Source organism: Bradyrhizobium iriomotense, from assembly GCF_018130765.1.
In the GTDB taxonomy this organism is placed as follows: domain Bacteria; phylum Pseudomonadota; class Alphaproteobacteria; order Rhizobiales; family Xanthobacteraceae; genus Bradyrhizobium; species Bradyrhizobium iriomotense_A.
Window position 1 is genome coordinate 58,735 of the sequence record NZ_JAFCJZ010000011.1, and the last position, 21,784, is coordinate 80,518.

The 21,784-nt window shown below is 64.0% G+C and carries 19 protein-coding genes, 1 tRNA gene and 1 pseudogene; 16 read left to right on the plus strand and 5 right to left on the minus strand.

The features are described 5' to 3' along the window. Positions 1-8 precede the first annotated feature (8 nt). Positions 9-899: a LysR family transcriptional regulator gene (locus JQ635_RS19715; RefSeq protein WP_211411474.1), complete on the minus strand. Its 891-nt coding sequence runs from the start codon at positions 897-899 to the stop codon at positions 9-11. A gap of 97 nt (positions 900-996) precedes the next feature. Between JQ635_RS19715 and JQ635_RS19720 the strand changes: the two genes are divergently transcribed. From JQ635_RS19720 to JQ635_RS19760, 9 genes are all read left to right on the plus strand, one after another. After that, on the plus strand, positions 997-2,049 hold the full coding sequence (locus JQ635_RS19720) for an NAD(P)H-dependent flavin oxidoreductase (protein ID WP_211411475.1): 1,053 nt from the start codon (positions 997-999) through the stop codon (positions 2,047-2,049). A 100-nt stretch (positions 2,050-2,149) separates the two neighbouring features. Continuing rightward, on the plus strand, positions 2,150-3,226 hold the full coding sequence (locus tag JQ635_RS19725; RefSeq protein ID WP_211411476.1) for an NAD(P)H-dependent flavin oxidoreductase: 1,077 nt from the start codon (positions 2,150-2,152) through the stop codon (positions 3,224-3,226). 172 nt (positions 3,227-3,398) lie between these two features. After that, positions 3,399-3,686: an Asp-tRNA(Asn)/Glu-tRNA(Gln) amidotransferase subunit GatC gene (gene gatC / locus JQ635_RS19730; protein ID WP_063194894.1), complete on the plus strand. Its 288-nt coding sequence runs from the start codon at positions 3,399-3,401 to the stop codon at positions 3,684-3,686. Positions 3,687-3,703: 17 nt separating this feature from the next. Continuing rightward, entirely contained in the window at positions 3,704-3,916 is a 213-nt protein-coding gene (locus JQ635_RS19735; protein WP_027547180.1) for a hypothetical protein, read from the plus strand. Then, positions 3,913-5,388 carry an Asp-tRNA(Asn)/Glu-tRNA(Gln) amidotransferase subunit GatA gene (gene gatA, locus JQ635_RS19740; RefSeq protein WP_211411477.1) on the plus strand — a complete coding sequence of 492 codons (1,476 nt, stop codon included), beginning with the start codon at positions 3,913-3,915 and terminating at the stop codon, positions 5,386-5,388. Before JQ635_RS19735 ends, gatA begins: the two co-directional genes overlap by 4 nt. Next, complete coding sequence (locus tag JQ635_RS19745) at positions 5,379-5,681, plus strand: hypothetical protein (protein WP_211411478.1); 303 nt, start codon at positions 5,379-5,381, stop codon at positions 5,679-5,681. The genes gatA and JQ635_RS19745 overlap by 10 nt, the downstream gene beginning before the upstream one ends. Beyond that, entirely contained in the window at positions 5,678-7,156 is a 1,479-nt protein-coding gene (gene gatB, locus JQ635_RS19750; RefSeq protein ID WP_211411479.1) for an Asp-tRNA(Asn)/Glu-tRNA(Gln) amidotransferase subunit GatB, read from the plus strand. Before JQ635_RS19745 ends, gatB begins: the two co-directional genes overlap by 4 nt. 1,578 nt (positions 7,157-8,734) lie before the next feature. Continuing rightward, positions 8,735-9,001 (plus strand): hypothetical protein, encoded by a 267-nt coding sequence (locus tag JQ635_RS19755; protein ID WP_211411480.1) that lies wholly within the window; start codon positions 8,735-8,737, stop codon positions 8,999-9,001. Positions 9,002-9,096: 95 nt separating this feature from the next. Next, positions 9,097-9,306 (plus strand): hypothetical protein, encoded by a 210-nt coding sequence (locus tag JQ635_RS19760; RefSeq protein WP_211411481.1) that lies wholly within the window; start codon positions 9,097-9,099, stop codon positions 9,304-9,306. A gap of 132 nt (positions 9,307-9,438) precedes the next feature. Here JQ635_RS19760 and JQ635_RS19765 read toward each other — a convergent pair. Further along, a tRNA-Ser gene (locus JQ635_RS19765) sits at positions 9,439-9,531 on the minus strand. 839 nt (positions 9,532-10,370) lie between these two features. Between JQ635_RS19765 and JQ635_RS19770 the strand changes: the two genes are divergently transcribed. The 3 genes and pseudogenes from JQ635_RS19770 to JQ635_RS19780 all read left to right on the plus strand — a co-directional run bounded on the left by JQ635_RS19770 (position 10,371) and on the right by JQ635_RS19780 (position 14,787). After that, positions 10,371-11,939 (plus strand): porin, encoded by a 1,569-nt coding sequence (locus JQ635_RS19770; protein WP_211411482.1) that lies wholly within the window; start codon positions 10,371-10,373, stop codon positions 11,937-11,939. Positions 11,940-12,724: 785 nt separating this feature from the next. Further along, positions 12,725-13,009: pseudogene (locus JQ635_RS39395) on the plus strand (formylglycine-generating enzyme family protein); the annotation flags it as partial. Positions 13,010-13,038: 29 nt separating this feature from the next. Further along, entirely contained in the window at positions 13,039-14,787 is a 1,749-nt protein-coding gene (locus JQ635_RS19780) for an arylsulfatase (RefSeq protein ID WP_246583652.1), read from the plus strand. A gap of 227 nt (positions 14,788-15,014) precedes the next feature. On the opposite strand, the gene JQ635_RS19785 is transcribed toward JQ635_RS19780, so the two are convergent. Next, positions 15,015-17,399 carry a lytic transglycosylase domain-containing protein gene (locus JQ635_RS19785; protein ID WP_211411624.1) on the minus strand — a complete coding sequence of 795 codons (2,385 nt, stop codon included), beginning with the start codon at positions 17,397-17,399 and terminating at the stop codon, positions 15,015-15,017. Positions 17,400-17,679: 280 nt separating this feature from the next. On the opposite strand from JQ635_RS19785, the gene dapA reads away from it, so the two are divergent. From dapA to JQ635_RS19805, 4 genes are all read left to right on the plus strand, one after another. Continuing rightward, a complete protein-coding gene (gene dapA, locus JQ635_RS19790) occupies positions 17,680-18,570 on the plus strand; it encodes a 4-hydroxy-tetrahydrodipicolinate synthase (RefSeq protein WP_211411483.1) in 891 nt (296 codons plus the stop codon). Positions 18,571-18,626: 56 nt separating this feature from the next. Next, a complete protein-coding gene (mscL, locus tag JQ635_RS19795; protein WP_211411625.1) occupies positions 18,627-19,040 on the plus strand; it encodes a large conductance mechanosensitive channel protein MscL in 414 nt (137 codons plus the stop codon). Between the two features lie 71 nt (positions 19,041-19,111). Continuing rightward, complete coding sequence (smpB, locus tag JQ635_RS19800; protein ID WP_035709956.1) at positions 19,112-19,585, plus strand: SsrA-binding protein SmpB; 474 nt, start codon at positions 19,112-19,114, stop codon at positions 19,583-19,585. 4 nt (positions 19,586-19,589) lie between these two features. Beyond that, the gene (locus JQ635_RS19805) at positions 19,590-20,171 is read left to right on the plus strand and encodes a peroxiredoxin (RefSeq protein WP_211411484.1); all 582 of its coding nucleotides are present in this window, start codon (positions 19,590-19,592) and stop codon (positions 20,169-20,171) included. A 21-nt stretch (positions 20,172-20,192) separates the two neighbouring features. Here JQ635_RS19805 and JQ635_RS19810 read toward each other — a convergent pair whose 3' ends face one another. Both JQ635_RS19810 and JQ635_RS19815 read right to left on the minus strand, forming a co-directional pair. Then, positions 20,193-20,867, minus strand: coding sequence for a uracil-DNA glycosylase (locus JQ635_RS19810; protein WP_211411485.1), 675 nt, complete (start codon positions 20,865-20,867; stop codon positions 20,193-20,195). Beyond that, positions 20,848-21,495 (minus strand): NYN domain-containing protein, encoded by a 648-nt coding sequence (locus JQ635_RS19815; protein ID WP_018644573.1) that lies wholly within the window; start codon positions 21,493-21,495, stop codon positions 20,848-20,850. The genes JQ635_RS19810 and JQ635_RS19815 overlap by 20 nt, the downstream gene beginning before the upstream one ends. Between the last annotated feature and the right edge of the window lie 289 nt (positions 21,496-21,784).

The following is a 21,784-nucleotide window of genomic DNA, read 5'->3' on the forward strand; positions in this document are numbered from 1 at the left end:
CGCGCGCGTCAGGCCGCGATGACGTCGTCATCCTTCTTCAGGCAGGCGATGAAACCTTGTAGCGCACTGTATTGATGGCCGGCGCTGCGCTGGATGAAGAGCGTCTCGGCGCGCGCATGCGCGGAGCTCAGGGTGTGGATCGACACGCTGCCGTTCATCGCGCTGCGTTCGACGACAGCGCGCGGCAGCAGCATCACGCCCATGTCGGCGGCAACGCAGCCGATCATGCCGTCGAGCGTGCCGAGCTCGAAGCGTGCGGCCGACGGCCAGCCGAATTCGACGAACACCTGCTCGAGCCGCTGGCGGTAGGTGCAGCCGGTGCGGAACACGAGCGCCGTTGGACCCGACTCCGGCGTGCCGGCGCGCAGCTCGGCGAGCGAAGTCCAGCGCCGCGCGCTGACCAGCACCAACTCTTCGCGGAAGGCGCTGGTCGCGGTGAGGTCGGCATGCGCGATGGGACCTGCGACGAAGGCGCCGTCGAGTGTGCCGTCGAGCACGCCGGCGACGAGGTCGGCCGTGGTGGCGGTGCGCAAGGAGAGACGCACGGCGGGGAAGCGGCGGTGGAAATCGGCGAGCAGCGGCGGCAAGCGCACGGCGGCCGTCGTCTCCATCGAGCCGATCGCCAGCGGTCCCTTCGGCTCGCCATCGTCGCGCGCGGCCAGCACGGCCTCACGCGAGAGCGCGGCCATCCGTTGCGCATAGGGGAGAAGACGTTTGCCGGCGCCGGTCAGGGTCATGCCGCGGCTGTGGCGCTCGAACAGCGGCGTGCCGATCTCAGCCTCCAGCGCCTTCACGCGCTGGGTGACGTTCGACTGCACGGTGTTGAGCTCTTCAGCGGCGCGGGTGATGCCGCCGGTGCGGGCGACCGCGGCGAAGGTCTGGATATCGCTGAGTTCCATGGCGTCGTTTCGCTTTTGAGATGGCAGCGTTCGCAACAATTCATTTTTCGAGAATGCTAGTCGCCCCTAGTCTTGATGTCCAGATCGGGGAGGGACCATGCCGATTGTGACGTCGCTGACGAGATTGCTGGAGATCGAGCATCCGATCCTGCTGGCGCCGATGGATATCATCGCCGGCAGCCGGCTGGTCTCGGCTGTGAGCCGCGCGGGAGGCTTCGGCATTCTCGGCGGTGGCTATGGCGAGCGGGCGTGGCTGGAGCAGGAGACGGCGAAGCTCGCTGAACTGCGTGCGCCGTTCGGGATCGGCTTCATCACCTGGAGCCTCGCCAAGCGGCCCGAGTTGCTCGATGTCGCACTCGCTGCAAAACCCTCTGCGATCATGCTGTCGTTCGGCGATCCCGCGCCGTTCGCGCCAAGGATCAAATCCGCCGGCGCACGACTGATCTGCCAGGTGCAGGACGAGGCGATGGCGCGGCAGGCGCTCGACGCCGGCGCCGATATCCTGATTGCGCAGGGGACGGAGGCGGGCGGTCACGGCGCCTCGCGCACCACCGTCGATCTTGTGCCGGCCATCGTCGATCTCGCCGCGGGCCGCGTGCCTGTCGTCGCGGCCGGCGGCATCGCAGACGGACGCGGGCTCGCCGCGATGATGATGCTGGGCGCGACCGGCGTGCTGCTCGGCACGCGCTTCTATGCCAGCCAGGAGGCCGACGGCGCCGAGGAGGCCAAGCGGCGCATCTGCGCGGCAAACAGCGGCTCGACCGTGCGCGGCATCATCTTCGATCTCTCGCGCAACAATGTCTGGCCGGCGCCGTTCACGGGACGATGCCTGGTCAACGACCACGCCAGGCGCTGGATCGGCCGCGAGGTCGAGCTGATGCAGAATGTTGCCGCAGTCGCTGCGGAGTATGCGGCGGCGAAGGCCGCCGGCAATTTCGATGTCGCGGCGGTGATCGCGGGCGAGGCGGTTGGCCTGATCCATGATATTCCACCGGCGGCGGAGATCGTTGAGCGGATTGTGATTGAGGCGGAGCAGCTGCTTGCTGGGCGGCGTAACTCGGTTTCTTCTTTTCCTTCTCCCCTTGTGGGAGAAGGTGGCGCGCAGCGCCGGATGAGGGGTTCTATCCGCGGGGAGACGAACTCAATTTGAGGGAGCTTCTTCCGCGGAGAGAAACCCCCCACCCGTCTCGCCGCTGCGCGGCGATCCACCCTCTCCCACAAGGGGAGAGGGTAAGAGCGAGAGAACAACCATGTGGCCTGACCGTCGACTGATCGATCTCTTCAAGACCGAATTCCCGATCGTGCTGGCGCCGATGGCCGGCATCATGGATGCGGAGCTGGTGATTGCAGCCGCGCAGGGCGGGGCGCTGGGCTCCCTGCCTTGCGCGATGATCTCGGCGGAGAAGGCGCGCGAGCAGGTTGGTCTGATCCGCCAGCGCGTGAAGGCGCCGGTCAACATGAACTTCTTCTGCCATACGCCGATCGAGCTCACGAGCGAGGCCGACGCGCGCTGGAAGCAGCGGCTGACGGGCTATTACACCGAGCATGGTCTCGATCCGGCGGCGCCGATCGCTGCGGCGAACCGCGCGCCGTTCGATGCGGCGTTCTGCGAGGTGGTCGAGGAGCTGAAGCCGGAGGTCGTCAGCTTCCATTTCGGCCTGCCGGAGCAAACGCTGCTCAAGCGCGTCAAGGCGGCGGGCTGCCTCGTCATCTCCTCCGCCACCACCGTGAAGGAAGCGGTCTGGCTCGAGCAGCACGGCGTCGATGCCGTGATCGCGCAAGGCGCCGAAGCGGGCGGCCATCGCGGCATGTTCCTGACGGACAAGGTCTCCGAGCAGCCCGGCACCTTTGCGCTGGTGCCGCAGGTGGCCGATGCCGTGAAGGTGCCCGTCATTGCAGCCGGCGGCATCGCCGACGGACGCGGCATTGCCGCGGCCTTCGCGCTCGGCGCCTCCGGCGTGCAGATCGGCAGCGCCTATCTGCGCTGCCCGGAATCCAAGGTCAGCGCGGGCGGGCGCAAGGCCCTCGCCGAGGCGCGCGACGATTCCACCGTGATCACCAATGTCATGACCGGCCGGCCGGCGCGCGGGGTGCAGAACCGCCTGATGCGCGAGGCCGGCCCGATCTCGCCCGATGCGCCGCCATTCCCCCATGCCGCGACCGCGCTGGGGCCGCTCAAGGCGGCGGCCGAAAAGCAGGGCAGGGTGGACTTCACCAATCTATGGGCTGGACAGGCGGTTGCCCTGGGCCGTGAGGTCCCCGCTGCTGAGTTGACCCGCGATCTGGCCAAATCGGCCCTTGCTTGCCTGAAAGCGCTGGCTGGATAGGCCCTAAAGCGCGGTGAGCCCCGGGCTCATCGCGCTTTAGGTTATTGTTTGCGCATGATCTTTTCGGAAAACCGCTGCGCACTTTTCCAGATCATGCGCGTAGCGCCGGTTGCAGCGCAAAAGCGGCCTCTGCTATACGGCACATAGGTTTTGCCGTGAGAGGCCTTATATAATGTCCGTCGACGCCGCTACCGTCCGCCGCATCGCGCATCTGGCGCGCATTGCGGTTTCCGAGGATGAGGTTCCGCATCTGCAGGGCGAGCTCAACGCCATGCTCGCCTTTGTCGAGCAGCTCTCGGAGGTCAATGTCGAGGGCGTGGAGCCGATGACCTCGGTCACCCCGATGCAGATGAAGAAGCGGCAGGACGTAGTCAATGACGGCGACATCGCCGACGATATCGTTGCCAACGCGCCGGCGACCGAAGGTCACTTCTTCCTGGTGCCGAAGGTCGTCGAGTAAATTTCAAGAGTGGTCCGATGTGTCTGCTTTGCGACGATGAGAAGGCCTATCAGGCCTACATGAATTACCTCGACAAGATGGAGCGGCAGGGCAAGGCTGCCGATCCCAATGTCGCGGTCAATGCCGTGCTCGACGAGATCGAGGCGGCCGCGAAAGCCGCCGCCAAAAAAGACGACCCGGCCAACGACAAGACCCTGTCTCCGTTCTTCTGCAGCCCGATCAATAAATGACCGATTTGACATCGCTGACGCTCGCCGAGGCCCGCAAGGGTCTCGCCGACAAGACTTTCACGTCACTCGAGCTGACCGACGCGCATCTTTCCGCGATCGAAGCCGCGCGCGTGCTCAATGCCTTCGTGATGGAAACGCCGGATCAGGCGCGCGACATGGCGCGCGAGGCCGACGCCAAGATCGCCAAGGGTGAGGGCGGCCCGCTCGCGGGCATCCCGCTCGGCATCAAGGACCTGTTCGCGACCAAGGGCGTGCGCACCACGGCGTGCTCGAAGATTTTGGGCAATTTCGTGCCGACCTATGAGTCGACCGTGACCTCGCAGCTCTGGCGCGACGGCGCGGTGATGCTGGGCAAGCTCAACAATGACGAGTTCGCGATGGGCTCGGCGAACGAGACCTCGTGCTTCGGCCCCGTCGGCAATCCCTGGCGGCGCGAGGGGAGCAACACGACGCTGGTGCCGGGCGGCTCGTCCGGCGGCTCGGCCTCGGCGGTGGCGGCGCTGCTGTGCATGGGCGCGACCGCGACCGACACCGGCGGCTCGATCCGCCAGCCGGCTGCGTTCACCGCGACCGTCGGCATCAAGCCGACCTATGGCCGCTGCTCGCGCTGGGGCATCGTCGCCTTTGCCTCCTCGCTCGACCAGGCAGGTCCCATTGCGCGCAGCGTGCGCGATGCCGCGATGCTGCTGCGCTCGATGGCCGGGCACGATCCTAAGGACACCACGTCTGTCGATATTCCCGTGCCGGATTACGAGGCTGCGATCGGCAAGTCCGTGAAGGGCATGAAGATCGGCATCCCCAAGGAGTATCGTCTCGACGGCATGCCGGCCGAGATCGAGAAACTCTGGGGCGAGGGCGCGGCGTGGCTCAGGAGCGCCGGCGCCGAGCTCGTCGAGGTGTCGCTGCCGCACACCAAATACGCGCTGCCGGCCTATTACATCGTGGCGCCCGCGGAAGCGTCCTCCAACCTCGCGCGGTATGACGGCGTCCGCTACGGCCTGCGCGAGCAGGGAAAGAACATCATCGAGCTCTACGAGAACACCCGCGCCGAAGGTTTTGGCGCAGAGGTGCGCCGCCGCGTCATGATCGGCACCTACGTGCTCTCGGCCGGCTATTACGACGCCTATTATCTGCGCGCCCAGAAGGTGCGCACGCTGATCAAGAAGGATTTTGAGGATTGCTTCGCCAAGGGTGTCGACGCGATCCTGACCCCGGCGACGCCGTCGGCGGCCTTCGGCATCGGCGAGAAGGGCGGCGCCGATCCGGTCGAGATGTATCTCAACGACATCTTCACGGTGACCGTGAACATGGCGGGCCTGCCCGGCATCGCCGTGCCCGCCGGCAAGGATCCGCAGGGCCTGCCGCTTGGGCTGCAGCTGATCGGCCGTCCGTTCGAGGAGGAGACGCTGTTCTCGCTCGGCGAGGTGATCGAGCAGGCGGCCGGCCGCTTCACGCCCGCGAGGTGGTGGTGAATGTCGCTGATTTCATCGCGAGCCTCGACGGCGCGGCGCCCGCGCCTGGCCTGAGCGCGCCGCTTAGAGGTCTCTGGTGGGCCGCCAAGGGCGACTGGGACCAGGCGCACAAGATCGTTCAGGACGACCAGGGTCGCGACGCCGCCTGGGTGCACGCATATTTGCACCGCGTCGAAGGCGATCTCGGCAATGCCGGCTACTGGTACCGCCAGGCCGGCCAGGTCGCGGCAAAGGATTCATTGGAAGCGGAGTGGGAGCGGATCGCTGCCACGCTGCTCGGGAGCAAGACATGAGCACGGCCACGCACAAGCTTCTCAAGGGCTCAACCGGTGACTGGGAGATGGTCATCGGCATGGAGATCCATGCCCAGGTGACGTCGAACGCGAAACTGTTCTCGGGCGCGTCCACCGCGTTCGGCGGCGAGCCGAACAGCCACGTGTCGCTGGTCGATGTTGCGATGCCGGGCATGCTGCCCGTCATCAACGAGGAATGTGTCAGGCAGGCTGTCCGGACCGGGCTTGGCCTCAACGCCAAGATCAATCTGCGTTCGGTCTTCGACCGGAAAAACTATTTCTATCCGGACCTGCCGCAGGGCTACCAGATCAGCCAGTACAAGTCGCCGGTGGTGGGCGAGGGTGAGGTGCTGGTCGAGCTCGACGGCGGCCGCAGCGTCACCATCGGCATCGAGCGCCTGCATATCGAGCAGGATCCCGGCAAAATGCTGCATGACCAGTCGCCGTCGCTGTCCTTCATCGACTTCAACCGCTGCGGCGTGGCGCTGATGGAGATTGTCTCAAAACCGGACATCCGCGACGCCGAGCAGGCCAAGGCCTATGTGACCAAGCTGCGCTCAATCATGCGCTATCTCGGCACCTGTGACGGTGACATGGAGAAGGGAAATCTGCGCGCCGACGTCAACGTGTCCGTGCGCAAGCCCGGCGGGCCGCTCGGCACCCGCTGCGAAATCAAGAACATGAACTCGATCAACTTCATCGGCCAGGCGATCGAGTATGAAGCGCGGCGCCAGATCGAGATCATCGAGGACGGTGGGCAGATCGAGCAGGAGACGCGCCGGTTCGACCCCGACAAGGGCGAGACGCGCTCGATGCGGTCGAAGGAAGAGGCGCACGACTATCGCTACTTCCCCGATCCCGACCTGTTGCCGCTGGAGTTCAGCCAGGAGTTCGTCGACGAGCTGAAAGCGAAGCTCCCTGAGCTGCCGGACCAGAAGAAGACGCGCTTCGTCGCCGATTTCGGTCTCTCTGCCTATGATGCGAGCGTGCTCGTCGCCGAGCGCGAGAGCGCGGTGTTCTACGAGACGGTGCTCGACAAGCTCGCCAACCGCGCGCGCGACGGCAAGATGGCGGCGAACTGGGTGATCAACGAGCTGTTCGGCCGTCTCAACAAGGAAGGCCGGGATATTACGGACTCTCCGGTCAATGCCGAGCAGCTCGCAGCAATCATCGACCTGATCGGCGAGGGTACGATCTCCGGTAAGATCGCCAAGGATCTGTTCGAGATCGTCTGGCAGGAAGGCGGCGACCCCCGTGCGCTGGTCGAAAGCCGCGGCATGAAGCAGGTTACCGACCTCTCGGCGATCGAGAAGGTGGTCGACGACATCATCGCGGCCAATCCCGACAAGGCTGCGCAGGTGAAGGACAAGCCGCAGTCGCTGGGATGGTTCGTCGGCCAGGTGATGAAGGCGTCCGGCGGCAAGGCGAACCCGCAGAGCGTCAACGACGTGCTCAAGTCTAAGCTCGGCGTCTAGCCTCACGCGTTCGAACGAGGTGACGGACGCGCTCCGTCACTTCGCTTTGGTTCGCGATGCGACGCCCGCGCGCATCCTCGAGCGGCAAACATCACCCGCTTAGGGCGCGCAGCGCCACCGAATCGCCGTCGCGCGATTCGCGTAAAACGGCGGCTTGCACACGCTCTGACGAGCGCTTGCGCCGTTAAGCATGAAAATAATTTCGTTGCCAAAATTCGCGACTCAGAGTCCGCGACTCGCCTCCGCGAGGCGATCGAGCGCTTTGCAGCGTGCTTCGTCGCACTGATCACGCGTGATGTGCGTGCACAGAATAATACTTGCTGCATAGAGTTTTTTTGCAATCGCTGCGCTTGACGACGTCGATGCTGCGACAAGCATTTGCAATCGCGGACGCGTGTCTCTGCGTGTCGGCAAATCAAGCGCGGCTGGCGCACGCGCACCGCGCCGTCAACACTTCCTTAAGTGAGAAGATGTTTTTTTCGTCGTGTTGGTGTATTCGGGGTGAGTGCATTCGATCCCCGAGTGCACGCAGCGATTAAAGCCATCTCACACATCGGAGGGCAACATGGCCAAGAAAGCGAAGAAGGCGAAGAAGGCGAAGAGCGCAGTGAAGAAGACTGCGAAGAAGACCCGCAAGGTCGCGAAGAAGAAGAAGTAACTTCGCTTCTGAAGTTGCCGGCTCTTAAAGCAGCCGGCACGTCATCAGCGCCTCCCAGAGGTTCTGGTCGACGATAGAGGGTGTCGGCGAGACATCAGGTCAACGGTCGGATCGCTCTCTTTCGCGGTCCGGCAGAAGAAACAAGTTTTCTTCGTTCGGTGCGGTTCTCTTTCCAAAGGGCTCCGCAATTCCGCAAGCGGCCTTCGGGTCAACGTGGAATCTGGTCCTGACGTGTTCGCCGACGCCCTCGTTCTCCCTGAGGCCGGGGTATTGCCGGCATTCCCTTTCCCGACATTGCTGATCTGACCGCGACGCGTCCGCGCCGCTCTTGTCGTGCTGCCTTCGGGCAGGCGAGGGCTGCGGCGCTTGTTCGCCGTCTCTCCCATGGGCTGTCACCGCACGGCTCCGACCGGGCGATCCAGTACGCCGGGGCCTCTCGTTGGACGTCGCTGTTCCGGGAACCGAGTCGTCCGCTTGCCACCTTCGCTGAAGCTTCGGCGTCCTGAGATCGCGAGCTCCGGCGAAGCCTTGGCGCGGCCAGGTAGCGAGCCGCTGGTGATGACAGCGAGCAGGGATGCTGCGGGACATGCGCGCCTCCGCGCGCAATGGTTATCGTTCTCCGAAAATCCCAGGGTAAACCGAATCTGACGAATCGCAGAAGTGCCTGCAAATCGGGGACTTCTTGAATTCCTCGCGCAGGCCTCGCGCGCTCGCGTTTACGTCTGCTTCATCGCGATACTTAAACTGCCATTCAAATTTGCCCGCCATCATCGCCTCCAACAAGCCGGCAAACGGCTTGGGCAAGAAGACTTGGGGAAGAGTTGAACACCGCGCGATCCCAGAAGGGATCATGCACATCAGAGCTGGACGGGAGCCGCGCTCGGGGGAACGAGGCGGCACAAGAACAAAGGGGATGCGTTATGTTTCAGGGTACTTTCGATCTGGAGACGGCGACGCCGATCGACACGAACGCGCTGTCGGACGTGCTGTTCGAGCGCGGGATCTATTGGGCGAGCGGCCGCTCCGGCCTTGTCGATCTCGTCGCCGCGCACAAATGGTTCAATCTGGCCGCGCTGAAGGGCCGCAAGGATGCCGTGGCGTTGCGCCAGGAAGTCGCCGGGCAGATGTCGGATGCCGAGATCTCGGCCGCGCAGCGCGACGCGAGGGCCTGGGTTTCCGCCCACTGAACCGAGAATCGCGTCCGGCCCCGTGTTTTCACGGGGGAAGCCCGTTGCGTTGAATCAATGGTTTCGCCGTGCCGCCGCTTAAGACCCGGCCCGGTATGAGCGCCCGTGACACGAATGGACAATGGCTGCCGATTCAGATCGCGCCCGACGATTGCGATCTGGAACTCGGACGGCCGCACAAGACAGGCATCGTGCCCTGGACCTTTCCGGCCCGCCGCAGGTCCGGCATCTGGTTCAATGTCTGGGCCGACGAGCCGGTGCTGATTTCGCCCTCGCATTGGCGCATCTGGCGGTCCGGCTGCTAGGCGCGGACACACATATATAAGGTGATCGCGAATCGCGCCTGAGCTCGGATCCTTGGTGCGGGGCTTTCGCAGCCGTTCGGTGGTCGCTTTCAGGTGAAAGAACCCACAGGCCTCAGTGCTGCTGCTGTTGAGTGGCGGAGAGGGAGGGATTCGAACCCTCGATACAGCTTGAGACCGTATGACGCTTTAGCAAAGCGTTGCCTTCAGCCACTCGGCCACCTCTCCGGTGCGAGCCTTATGCATCTAATTGCTTGAGCCGGTCAATTTGGAAGCGGGTGTTTTCGCTCGAATATTCCCATCGATTTTCCAAACAAATCGGTTTGCGCTCGGGGCGAGAACCTGAGGCGGCGAGAACGGATCAGTGAGCTGGATTCGTCTGGCGTCCCAAAACAAGGACGCCTTTCGCGGATGAGCGCTGCTTTTCCTACCCAAGCACCTGACATTACTTATAGATTCTCGGAGCTTGCGCGCGCCAGCGCCTGTCTGGGTTCCTCCGGCTCCGCAATCGTCCCCCGCCATCCCTAAGAGTATGCCGCAGCCTGGGAGCGCCATTGTGACCGCGCGGCACCCAGAGATGAGTCACGAAAAGAGCCGCGGAAGGAGGCTGAGCCTTGTCCTTGAGTCTCCTTCTGATTCCACGATTCGAGCGCGTCAAAGCCCGTGCGAGCGAACGCGTTGTCCGTCGCTCCTTAACTGGGGAGTTTTCATGGCAAATGGAACCGCCGCGAAAATGATAGCAAAAACAGAATGTTATGAGGGCACTGCGATCACATCTGCGTGTTATTTGTGCAACACCCATCGGAAAACGCGCCTCTTAGGCCCGGTTAGAAGCGTTCTGTTGTTGTGTGTGCAAGGACGTTCGGTAATTGTGACTGAGCGACGGAGGGGGGCATCCCGAGGTCGTCCCGTTTTAGGTGGTTCGCTTAAGTCCCTCGCGTTCAGCGGGTGTGTCCGAAGGCGCGAAGCGACTAAGCGGTGAGTTAAGGGACAAGGGAACCAACCTTAGGGTGTCGTCACCCAGCGGATCCGGAACCTTCCCTATAGAGCAAACTTGGAGGTTTAACATGAAGTTGGTTAAGAGCCTTTTGCTCGGTTCAGCGGCGGGTCTGATCGCCGTTGGCGGAGCGCAGGCAGCCGATCTCCCCGTGAAGGCCAAGGCGGTCGAATACGTGAAGATCTGCTCCCTGTACGGTGCCGGATTCTACTACATCCCGGGCACTGACACCTGCATCAAGCTGGGTGGTTATCTGCGCGCTGAAGTCGCGCTGGGTACCAACAGCGTCTTCGGCATTGCCAACGGCGCTCCCGCCGGTGCGCACAACCGCCTGAGCAACTACTACACCGCGCGCGCTCGTGAAGATCTCAACATCGATACGCGCACCGCGACCGAATACGGCGTGGTCCGCACCTTCTTCGATGCGACGTTCTCCTGGACGACCGGCGGCTATCAGGGCACCGGCTCCGCGTTCGGCGGCACCGCCTACAGCAGCACGGTGGCTCTGAATACCTCGGGTGCGACCCCGGCCCTCGTTGGTACGACGATCAACCCGACTGACGGCGGTACCTCGGGCGGTTCGCTCGGCGTGTACTATGCCTTCATCCAGTTCGCCGGCTTCACGATGGGTAAGGCCGTGTCGCAGTTCGACGCGCCCTGGACCAACTATCCCGGCAACAACTTCGACGGTCTCGTCGGCGGCAGCGGCACGGTCACGGGTGTCAACCAGTTCAGCTACACCGCTGACTTTGGTCAGGGCGTGACGGCGGCGTTCTCGGCGGAAGACGCGACGGCCTACTACCAGGCTGGCAACGTCAACCTCGCCGGCGCTACCGTGGCTGGCCTTGTCGGCGGCACCTCTGGCATCAACGCCATCGGTGGCTCGCGTTCTCCGAACCTCGTCGGTATGGTCCGCGTCGACCAAGCTTGGGGTCTCTTCCAGGCGTCGGTCGCTGCGCATGACAACCACGTTGCCTATTATGGCGCGACCGAGCCGACTGGCCACCCCGACGACAAGTGGGGTTGGGCGGTTCAGCTCGCTCTGTCGATCAAGAACATCCCGACCGGTGCGGGTGACGTGATCAACATTTCGGGCGTCTACACCGACGGTGCGACCCGCTACAACTTCCAGAACCTGGCGGGCAGCTCGTACTCGATCTTCGGCAGCTCCGGCATTGCCTACCAGAGCGTCGGCTTCGCGTTTGCGCCGGATACGGTGTTCACGTCGGCGGGCGGCGGTAGCCAGCAGGAGACCGTCAAGACCTGGGGCTTCCGTGGTGCCTACACCCACAACTGGGATCCCTACTGGAACACCGCGATCTACGGTGCCTACGCTCAGGCTCAGTACGGCTCGCTCGCGAAGACCTCCCTCTGCGGCGTCGGTGGTACGTTCGCGGTGGCTGGCGTTACCTCGTGTAACCCGGACTTCGCGATCGGCCAGATTGGCTTGATCACCCGCTGGACCCCGGTCAAGAACCTGACGTTCTCGGCTGATGTGAACTGGACCCACGTCGACCAGAAGTTCGCAGGTACGTTTGCTTACGCTGGCGCTGGTGCGATCGCCAAGCCGGCCGCTGTGTACGAGCTGAAGGATCAGGACTCGATCGTTCTGCTCCTCCGCGCTCAGCGCAACTGGTAAGTTCGGTCTAACGACCTGACAGAGAGCCCCGGCGGGAAACCGCCGGGGCTCTTCTTTTTGGCGGATGGGCTTGTGCGCCAGCGAGGGGCGGCCGGGGCGGCGCGTCGCTTTCGCGACCGGTCGCTCGCCGCGCCTCGGGTCACGGCCGCTGCACAAGAGCCGGCGACCGCTCTGCACGCCATCCCCGGACGGAGCGCACGTGGTCCCCCCGTCGCTTCACGGACACAGCCAGCGAACATCTCGCCGATTGATCTCGCCGCGCAGGCAAGGGCTTCCCTTCGTTCTGCCGCACTCGAAATCGAACGGTTCCGAACTGGCGGATGAGCCCCAGAACTGACGAGGTCCGCGGGCCAATTTCAAGCTACTCAGGCTTGAGCCTCCGCTGCCGCCGAGCTGTGGACCCTTGATCTGGATCAATCCGGAGACGAGCCGCTCCGTTTCTGTACGCCTCACCGTCCGTCAAAGGCCCCACTTTCGAAAGACGCACGTCAAGCGAATCGACTCTTCGGGCGGTGTCACGAATCAAGCAACGCAGGCCGCTGATGCACGCGCCCGGGGGGCGTCATGAATCTGGCTGATACGAAATCGTTGTCTGGCTCCGGACAATCGTCTGAGCATCCAGCAGGTGAGGGGATGCTTTATGCGCCGGGCGGCACGTTTCGCATGGGCTCGGATCGGCATTACCCGGAGGATGCGCCAGCCCATCGCGTTACCGTTGACGGATTCTGGATGGATCGCACGCCGGTCACCAACCGCCCCGAATTTGAGCCTCTGCCATTGCGCCCAATGTCTGGGAATGGACGGCCGATTGGTATTCGCAGAAGCACGAAGCCGACGCCCCGAAAGCCTGCTGCATCCCGCAAAATCCTCGCGGCGGGCCCGAGGGCGCGAGCTACGACTCTTGTCAGCCAAACCTCAGGATTCCGCGCAAGGTGCTCAAGGGCGGCTCGCATCTTTGCGCTCCCAACTACTGCCGCCGCTATCCGGCCGCGCGTCATGCCGAGCCGATCGACACCTCAGCAAGCCATCTCGGCTTCAGGTGCATCACCAGGAAGAGGATCACATCATGAGTACAGATAGGATTCCGGAAAAGCCTGAGATGAGCACGGGACCAATCGGCGGAGGATTGAAACGCCGCGATCTCTTGTTGAGTGGTAGTTCTCTCGTCGCCGCTTCGGCGCTCTCGGCAGTCGGATTGACGAGCCCGGCACAAGCGCAGCAGCCGGCACCGGCGCCAGCAGCGGCCGGACGACGGCCGAACATCGTCGTCATTATGGGTGACGATGTCGGCTGGTTCAACATCGGCGCTTACCATCGGGGAATCATGTCGGGGAAGACGCCGAACCTCGACAAGCTGGCATCTGAAGGCATGATGTTCACGGACTATTACGCCGAAGCAAGCTGCACGGCGGGCCGGGCCAACTTCATCACCGGCGAGTTGCCGATCCGCACCGGGCTGACGACCGTAGGCCAGGCCGGTGCCGACGTCGGCATCCCGGCACAGGCTGCGACACTCGCCACCGCCTTGAAGGAACAAGGCTACGCCACCGGGCAGTTCGGCAAAAACCACCTCGGTGACCTGAACAAGTATCTCCCGACCCTGCACGGTTTCGATGAGTTCTTCGGATACCTGTACCACCTCGATGCGATGTCGGACCCGTACTGGTACTCGTTCCCCGTCGACGAGAAATACTACAACACCTACGGCCCGCGCAGCGTGATCCACAGCTATGCTGCCGACACCGAGGATTCGACCGAGATGCCGCGTTGGGGAAAAATCGGCAAGCAGAGGATCGTCGATGAAGGACCTCTGCCGCCGTTCCCGGACATGTCGAACGTGCAGAACATGCACGACTTGCCGTTCCTGAAGCCGAAGTACGACATGACGACCTTCGACGAGGTGTTGGTCAAGGCTTCCACCGACTTCATGTCCAAAGCCAAGAGGGAGGGCAAGCCGTTCTTCGTCTGGCACAATACCACGCGCATGCACGTCTGGACGTTTCTCTCCAAGAAGTACAGCTCGATGCAGAACAGCCAGACGAACTATGGTCTCGAGGAAGCCGGCATGACGCAGATGGATGACAGCATCGGCGCACTGATGAAGCATCTCGACGACATCGGCGAGGCCAACAACACCATCTTGATCTTCACGACCGACAACGGCGCGGAAGTATTCACGTGGCCGGATGGCGGCATGACGCCATTCAAGAACACCAAGGGCACCGTCGGGGAGGGTGGCTTCCGCGTACCGTGCATCATCCGGTGGCCAGGCCAGATCAAGCCGGGCACGGTCGAGAACGGAATCTTCTCCGGCCTCGATTGGTTCCCCACCCTGATGGCCGCGGCGGGCAATCCTGATATCACCAATCAGTTGCTGAAGGGCGTGAAGCTCGGCGACCGGACCTACAAGAATCATCTCGATGGCTACAACCAGATGGATCTCCTTACTGGTAAGGGACCATCCAAACGCCATGAGCTGTTTTACTTCGGCGGCGCGCAGCTGGGCGCGGTTCGCATCGACGACTTCAAGTTCCAGTTCTACGTGCAGCCTTATGGCTGGCCGGGCGAGAAGACCACAACGGACATGCCGTTAATGGTCAACATTCGCCAGGATCCGTTCGAGCGGACGCCGTCAATACGCGGCGAAAGCCTCAACCATCTGGCCGGAGGCTACATGAACGACTTCTATGCCCGCGAATTCTGGCGCTTCGTCCAGGTCCAGCAGTTTGTCGAGAAACTTGCGATGACGGCGGTCGACTATCCGCCGATGCAGGACCCGGCTTCCTTCAATCTCGAAGCGGTGAAGAGAAAGATTCAGGAGATGGTCAAGCATCGCGAAGGTCAGTAGCCAGTCGCAACGCTGGAAGCCGTCAAGGAGCAGATAGAGAAGGCCATGCAGTCGCACGCTGGTAAGTAGGATATGCGACGACGGGCGCCCCAAGCCCGGAAGTGGCGCGAGCTGCCGGTCTGACCCGCGACATTGGCAGCTCTCGGCGCGCTCCGGGGTGGGGATGGCTCGCCCGGGCGGCGAGGCAGACCCGATGCTCCCGGCCGTGAATCGAGAGGAGGCCGTCTTTATTCCACGCTGCCGGCGCCGCGACGCAAATCGGCCTCGATCTGCAGCCGCGTACCGCCGCCGAACCGGGCGCGGTAGACCTGAAGGTTCTCCATGATCCGCTGCACGTAGTTGCGCGTCTCGGAGAACGGGATCAGCTCGACCCAGTCGACCGCGTCGACCTTGGGGTCGCGCGGATCGCCGTAGCGGTCGATCCACTTCTTCACGCTGCCGCGGCCGGCATTGTAGGCGGCAAAGGTCATGATGTAGGAGCCGCGATAATCCTCGAGCAGCCCGCCGAGCTCGGCCGAACCGAGCGTGGCGTTGTAGACCGAATCGTTCTTGAGCCGCCCCAGATCGTAGGTCGCGCCGTGCCGCTTGCAGACATAGCGCGCGGCGTCCGGCGTCACCTGCATCAGGCCATAGGCCTGCGCCGGCGAGACCACCGAGGGATTGAACGCGCTTTCCTGCCGCGCGATCGCGTAGACGATGCTGCGCTCGACCTCGGGGCCGATCGGGGTGAATTGCGGAATGCCGTTGACGGGGTAGGCGTAGAAATCGAACGGCAGGCCGCGGTTGAGCGCGGCCTTGCCGAGCAGCAGCATGCCGCGCGCGTCGCTGTAGCGCTGGGTGAGCTCGCCAAGGCCGGCGAGCGCTTCGGGATCGCCGTTCTCGCCCATGTCGGCGAGCATGGGCACCGCCATTTCGCGTTCATCGAGCTCGTAGAGCAGCTGCGCGGCACGCACGATCTCCAGCCGTTCGGCGCCGCGGCCGCGCGGCTGGCTATTGAGCTCGATTTGCGGCAGGCCGAGTTTTGCGCGCGCGAGCTGGCCGTAATAGCTCGTGGATTGTTCTGCTGCCCGCGCGTAGGCGTTGCGCGCCTCCTGCTGGCGGCCGGCGGCTTCCGCGGCGCGGCCCTGCCAGTAGCCGGCGCGCGCCAGCGTGGTCGGGTTGACGCTGCCGACGCCGATACGGGCGAAATGCTGGGCGGCGGTCGCGGGATCGTTGAGGAAGCGCAGCGCGATCCAGCCCGCGGTGAATTCCTGCTCGGTCTTGTAGATGTCGCGCGAGGGCAGGGCCGCATCGCGCGCGATCAGATAGGCGCTGCGGAATTCCTCGGTGTCGATCATCTTGCGCGCCAGGAGGCGCCGCTCGATCCACCATTCGTCGAGATTGTAGAGCCGGTTCGGATCCTTCGGCGCCGACAACATCAGCTGGGCGGCCTCAGTGAACTTCTCCTCGCGGCGCAAAAGCTGGATCTTGCTGAAGAGGAAGCCGGGATCATTGTGCAGCTCGCGCGGCACCGCCTCGAGCAATGCGCGGGCGTTCGGCGCCTTCTTGACCGAGGCGATGCGGGCCTTGGCGAGAGCGACATAGCCGGCGCCGAGGCGTTTGGCGGCGCGCAGAGCGGCCTCGTTCTCGCTGCCATAGAGCAGGGTGTCCATCCGCGCCTTCTGGTCGCCCGCCGTCAGCAGGGCGCCGAACTGGTCGAGTGCGTTGTTCTCGGTGTCCTCCGACATCGGATCGCTGCGCCAGGCCTCGCGCACCAGCCGCTCGGCATTGGCGCGGTCGCCGCGTGCCAGCATCGCCCTGGCGAGCGTGAAGCGGCCCTTGGCGGACACCGGGGATTCGTTCTCGAACCAGGACCACGCGACGGATTCGTCGCGCCTGTCGTCCCACATCGCGGCCTCGAGGCGGCGGCGCAGGAAGGTCTGCGACGGCCAGCTCGGATTGGCGGAGAGGAAGGCGCGGTAGCGCTCGACGGTCGCGCCATTGTCCTCGCTGCGCAGGATGATCCATTCCGCAAGCTTGCGTGCGACGGGATCCGAGATCGAGGCGGCATAATTGGTGGCATCGCCCGGCTTGCGCTTGCGCACGAGCTCGATGACGTTCTCCAGCACGTCCTTGTCGGCCTGCGACGTCGACGAGGTTGCCGCGACCGCGGCCGGCGTGACCGGCTTGCGCGGTGCGGCGTGCTTGCGGGTCGCAGGCGCCAGCACAGGAGCCGCGATGGGTTTGGCGGGGGCCGGGGCGGTTGGCCTGACGGTGGCCGTCACGGCCGGGGCGGGGGCGGTCTTGGGAGGCGAGCTGCTCGCGGTCGGCTGTGATTTTGGCGTGGGGGCTGCGGCCGCTGGCTTCGGCTTGTCCTTCCCGGAGTCCTTGCCTGCGTTCTTGCCGGCATCCTTGGTTGCATCCTTGGCCGGCTTCTTCGCTGCGTCCTTGGGCGGGGCGCCGGCTGTCCCCTTGCTCGAGCCCTTTGTGTCCTTGCCGGTTCCCTTGGATGCGTCCTTTGCTGATCCCTTCGCGGCGTCCTTGGCTGCTTGCTTTGCGGGTTCCTTGGTCGCGTCCGCAGGCGTTTCGTTGGACTTGGCGAGGGCGACACAGCCGACCGACAGCCCTGCCATCAGGCTCACGACCAGACCGGCGGATCGCCAGGCGGCACGAGGAAAGGAGGTCACGGCGTTTCGTCGCCCCGAATCAGTGAAGTGGCTCAAGATCTAGCTGAATCTGATTGAATATGCGGACAAAATACCAACAGCCGCTTACTTCCGGCGGGTTTGCACCACCACCGCGGCAAAATCGCGGCCTAAACGGTGCGTCACCCGGCGGCGGCCCTTTTACCGGCGGGATAGACCCGATATGTATGGGGCTTGCTCTCAAGATTGCCGCGTACGGAGGAAGTCCATGGCAGCCAAGACGAAATTCCGGGGGTCGTTCACCGCCTTGGTCACGCCGTTCAAGAACGGCTCGCTGGACGAGGCGGCGTTCCGCTCCCTGGTGAACTGGCAGATCTCGGAGGGCACCAATGGCCTGGTCCCGGTCGGCACCACCGGCGAAAGCCCGACGCTGAGCCATGACGAGCACAAGAAGGTCGTCGAATGGTGCATCGCTGAGGCCAAGGGCCGTGTGCCTGTCATCGCGGGCGCCGGCTCCAATTCGACCAAGGAGGCGGTCGAGCTGTCGCAGCACGCCGAGAAGGCGGGCGCGGACGCCGTGCTGATCGTGACGCCCTATTACAACAAGCCGACCCAGGAAGGGATGTATCAGCACTTCAAGGCGATCAACGATGCGATCGGGATTCCGATCATCATCTACAACATCCCGCCGCGCTCGGTGATCGACATGTCGGTCGACACCATGAAGCGGCTGTGGGAGCTGAAGAACATCGCCGGCGTCAAGGACGCCACCGCCAGCATGGTGCGCGTGTCGCAGCAGCGCGCGGCGCTGGGCGAGGACTTCAACCAGCTCTCGGGCGAGGACGCCACCATCATCGGCTACATGGCGCATGGCGGCCATGGCTGCATCTCGGTGACCTCGAACGTCGCTCCGCGCCTGTGCTCGGAGTTCCACGCCGCCTGGCAGAAGGGCGACACCAAGGCTGCGCTTGCGATCCACGACAAGCTGATGCCGCTGCACAACAACCTCTTCATCGAGAGCAATCCGGCGCCGATCAAGTATGCGATGTCGCTGCTCGGCAAGCTCGACGAGACGCTGCGGCTGCCGATGGTGCCGGTCTCCGAGCCGACGCGTGTTGCGGTGCGCAGCGCCATGGTGCACGCCGGCCTGATCAACTGATGCGGTAGGCTGTCGGGGAGCTTGTCATGAGCGGGGTCGACGAAAAGGGCATGCGCATGCTCAAGGAGTTCCGCGAGTTCGCCATGAAGGGCAACGTCGTCGACCTCGCGGTCGGCGTCATCATCGGCGCGGCCTTCGGCGCCATCGTCACGTCGCTGGTCGGTGACGTCATCATGCCGATCATCGGCGCCGCCACCGGCGGCCTCGACTTCTCGAACTACTTCATCCCCTTGTCGAAGGCGGTGACAGCCACCAACTTAGCGGATGCGAAAAAGCAAGGTGCAGTGCTTGCTTACGGCAGCTTCCTCACGCTGACGATCAACTTCATCATCATTGCCTTCGTGCTGTTCCTGGTGATCCGCGCCATGAATACGCTGAAGCGCAAGGAGGAGGCCGCGCCGGCCGCTCCACCGAAGCCGTCGGCCGAGGTCGAGCTGCTCACCGAGATCCGCGATCTCCTCAAGAAGTGACGCGCGCACTTCGTCCAAACTGTTAGCATCGCTGCGCATCTCGATCAGGTTGACTCCCGGGTTTCACGGTCATGGCCGACAAGAACGAACGTCCGATCAAGGTCATGGCGGAAAATCGCAAGGCCCGCTTCAACTATGCGATCGAGGACACGATCGAGGCGGGCATTGCGCTGACCGGCACCGAGGTCAAGTCGATCCGCAACGGCAAGAGCACGATCGCGGAATCCTACGCCGACTCCAAGGACGGCGAGATCTGGCTGATCAACGCCACCATTCCCGAATATCTCCAGGGAAACCGCTTCAATCACGAGCCCAAGCGGCCGCGCAAGCTGCTGCTGCATCGCCGGCAGATCAACAAGCTGATGGGTGCGGTCGACCGCGAGGGCATGACGCTGATCCCGCTCAAGCTCTACTTCAACGAACGCGGGCGCGCCAAATTGCAGCTCGCGGTTGCCAAGGGCAAGAAGCTGCACGACAAGCGCGAGAGCGAGAAGAAGCGCGACTGGAGCCGGGAGAAGGGCCGGCTGATGCGGGCGAGGGGATAGCGAGATGAACCAGCGGAACCTGCTCGAGGTCGACTGGAGCCAGATTCCGGCACCCGCCGATGACGGCGGTGCCGCGCATCTGACGGGCATGACGCTGCCTCCGATCGGCCTGCTCGCGACCGACGACAGGTCGGTGACGCTGTCGGCGCTTTTGGGGCGGACCGTTGTGTTCGCCTATCCGCGCACCGGCGAGCCCGGCAAGATCGCGCTGGTGGACGATTGGGACATGATTCCGGGTGCGCGCGGCTGCACGCCGCAGACCTGCGCATTCCGCGATCTGTTCGCCGAGCTGAAGGCCGCCGGCGCCGCCCACGTGTTCGGTCTCTCAACCCAAAGCAATGCCTACCAGACCGAGATGGCCTCGCGCCTGCATCTCCCGTTCCCCGTGCTGTCGGACGAGAGGCTGGCGCTGACGCGCGCGCTGAAGCTGCCGACCATGGAGGTCGCGGGCCTGACGCTGATCAAGCGTCTCGCCTTGATCATCGACGACGCCAGGATCACGCATGTGTTCTATCCGGTGTTTCCGCCCGACCGGAATGCGGGCGACGTCCTGGACTGGCTGAAGGCCAATCCTGCGAAGGCCTGATCCGAGCCCCGATCAGAGGCCCTAGTCGAGGTCGGCCTTGATCCTCGCGAACACCGAGCGGAACATGTCGGCGGTCAGCACGCCGGTGTTCGTGTTGTAACGCGAGCAGTGATAGCTGTCGTACAGCTTGAACGGGCCGGCCTGATGCACCGCGCCGTGGCCGAAGGGGGCTTGCGAGGCCTTCAGCTTCAGCGGCTTGAGCACGCTGTCGTGCGCAATCCGCCCGAGCGCGACGATGGCGCGCAGCTTCGGCATCGTCTCGAGATTGGCGACGAGGAACTGGCGGCAGGTGTTGATCTCGAGCGGCAGCGGCTTGTTCTGCGGCGGCACGCAATGCACCGCATTGGCGATGCGGCAGTCGACCAACTTCAGCCCGTCATCGGGCCGTGCCTGATAGCTCCCCTTGGCAAAGCCGTATTCGAGCAGCGTGGCGTAGAGCAGGTCGCCGGCATAGTCGCCGGTGAACGGACGGCCGGTGCGGTTGGCGCCCTGCATGCCCGGCGCCAGGCCGACGATCAGGAGGCGCGCGGTGATGTCGCCGAAGGGCGGGACCGGGGCGTTGTGCCACGACGGCTCACGCGCGCGGTTCGCCTGGCGAAAGGCGACCAGGCGCGGGCAGAGCGGACAGTCTCGATCGGGGACGAGGGTGGGGGGCTGGCGGCTTGACCGTGCCGCCTCACTCCTCGAAGTCGTCATCGCCCCTCGGCGCCATGGTGGTCGCGCGCTGGAGGAACTGCGGGGCGTGGTGGCGTCCCTCACCACGCTCGCCGCGGTCGCGCGGGGCGGGGCGTTCGGACGGGTCGCGGCCGAGCTTGGATTGCAGCTCGACGAGGTCGGTGAAGACGTCGGCCTGGCGGCGCAGCTCGTCGGCGATCATCGGCGGCTGGCTGGCGATGGTGGAGACCACGGTGACCCGTACGCCACGGCGCTGGACGGCCTCGACGAGGGAGCGGAAGTCGCCGTCACCGGAGAACAGCACCATCTGGTCGATGTGCTCGGCGAGCTCCATGGCGTCCACGGCCAGCTCGATGTCCATGTTGCCCTTGACCTTGCGGCGGCCGGAGGCGTCGATGAATTCCTTGGTCGCCTTGGTGACGACGGTGTAGCCGTTGTAGTCCAGCCAGTCGATCAGCGGGCGGATCGAGGAGTATTCCTGATCCTCGATGATGGCGGTGTAGTAGAACGCCCGGAGCAGCGTCCCGCGGCTCTGAAACTCCTTCAGCAGGCGCTTGTAGTCGATGTCGAAGCCCAGGGTTTTCGCCGTCGCGTAGAGATTGGCCCCGTCGATGAAGAGCGCGATCTTGTTGGTAGGAGAAGGTGACATTCAGTTTGCTCGCGTAGTGTGTCGTGATTGATCGTTTATTGTTGGCGCGGCGGCAGCCAGTCGCGCAGTCCCAAGGTGGCGCCTAAACCCGTCGAATCCGCAAATCCGGAGAAGTCGGGGCAATCAAGGTATAGTTATGGCGGACTCTCAAACACCCGGCGCCGCCCTCGCTGGCAGCCCGGGAAATCACCCATCCCAGCCCCAATGTGGGGGTACCAGAGCCATTTGGCGAGGCCAAATCACAAATTGGCCTTGCGAAACCGCCTTGGCCCCTATAACTAGCCCCAAT

What these genes read in the sequence shown, in the direction of transcription:
- JQ635_RS19715 (WP_211411474.1), bottom strand. Translation starts at nt 899, where the DNA reads ATGGAACTCAGCGATATCCAGACCTTCGCCGCGGTCGCCCGCACCGGC.
- JQ635_RS19760 (WP_211411481.1), top strand. Translation starts at nt 9,097, where the DNA reads ATGAGCGCCCGTGACACGAATGGACAATGGCTGCCGATTCAGATCGCG.
- JQ635_RS19720 (WP_211411475.1), top strand. Translation starts at nt 997, where the DNA reads ATGCCGATTGTGACGTCGCTGACGAGATTGCTGGAGATCGAGCATCCG.
- dapA (WP_211411483.1), top strand. Translation starts at nt 17,680, where the DNA reads ATGGCAGCCAAGACGAAATTCCGGGGGTCGTTCACCGCCTTGGTCACG.
- gatA (WP_211411477.1), top strand. Translation starts at nt 3,913, where the DNA reads ATGACCGATTTGACATCGCTGACGCTCGCCGAGGCCCGCAAGGGTCTC.
- JQ635_RS19785 (WP_211411624.1), bottom strand. Translation starts at nt 17,399, where the DNA reads ATGGCAGGGCTGTCGGTCGGCTGTGTCGCCCTCGCCAAGTCCAACGAA.
- JQ635_RS19810 (WP_211411485.1), bottom strand. Translation starts at nt 20,867, where the DNA reads ATGACGACTTCGAGGAGTGAGGCGGCACGGTCAAGCCGCCAGCCCCCC.
- JQ635_RS19805 (WP_211411484.1), top strand. Translation starts at nt 19,590, where the DNA reads ATGAACCAGCGGAACCTGCTCGAGGTCGACTGGAGCCAGATTCCGGCA.
- JQ635_RS19780 (WP_246583652.1), top strand. Translation starts at nt 13,039, where the DNA reads ATGAGCACGGGACCAATCGGCGGAGGATTGAAACGCCGCGATCTCTTG.
- gatB (WP_211411479.1), top strand. Translation starts at nt 5,678, where the DNA reads ATGAGCACGGCCACGCACAAGCTTCTCAAGGGCTCAACCGGTGACTGG.
- JQ635_RS19735 (WP_027547180.1), top strand. Translation starts at nt 3,704, where the DNA reads ATGTGTCTGCTTTGCGACGATGAGAAGGCCTATCAGGCCTACATGAAT.
- smpB (WP_035709956.1), top strand. Translation starts at nt 19,112, where the DNA reads ATGGCCGACAAGAACGAACGTCCGATCAAGGTCATGGCGGAAAATCGC.
- JQ635_RS19755 (WP_211411480.1), top strand. Translation starts at nt 8,735, where the DNA reads ATGTTTCAGGGTACTTTCGATCTGGAGACGGCGACGCCGATCGACACG.
- mscL (WP_211411625.1), top strand. Translation starts at nt 18,627, where the DNA reads ATGCTCAAGGAGTTCCGCGAGTTCGCCATGAAGGGCAACGTCGTCGAC.
- gatC (WP_063194894.1), top strand. Translation starts at nt 3,399, where the DNA reads ATGTCCGTCGACGCCGCTACCGTCCGCCGCATCGCGCATCTGGCGCGC.
- JQ635_RS19770 (WP_211411482.1), top strand. Translation starts at nt 10,371, where the DNA reads ATGAAGTTGGTTAAGAGCCTTTTGCTCGGTTCAGCGGCGGGTCTGATC.
- JQ635_RS19725 (WP_211411476.1), top strand. Translation starts at nt 2,150, where the DNA reads ATGTGGCCTGACCGTCGACTGATCGATCTCTTCAAGACCGAATTCCCG.
- JQ635_RS19815 (WP_018644573.1), bottom strand. Translation starts at nt 21,495, where the DNA reads ATGTCACCTTCTCCTACCAACAAGATCGCGCTCTTCATCGACGGGGCC.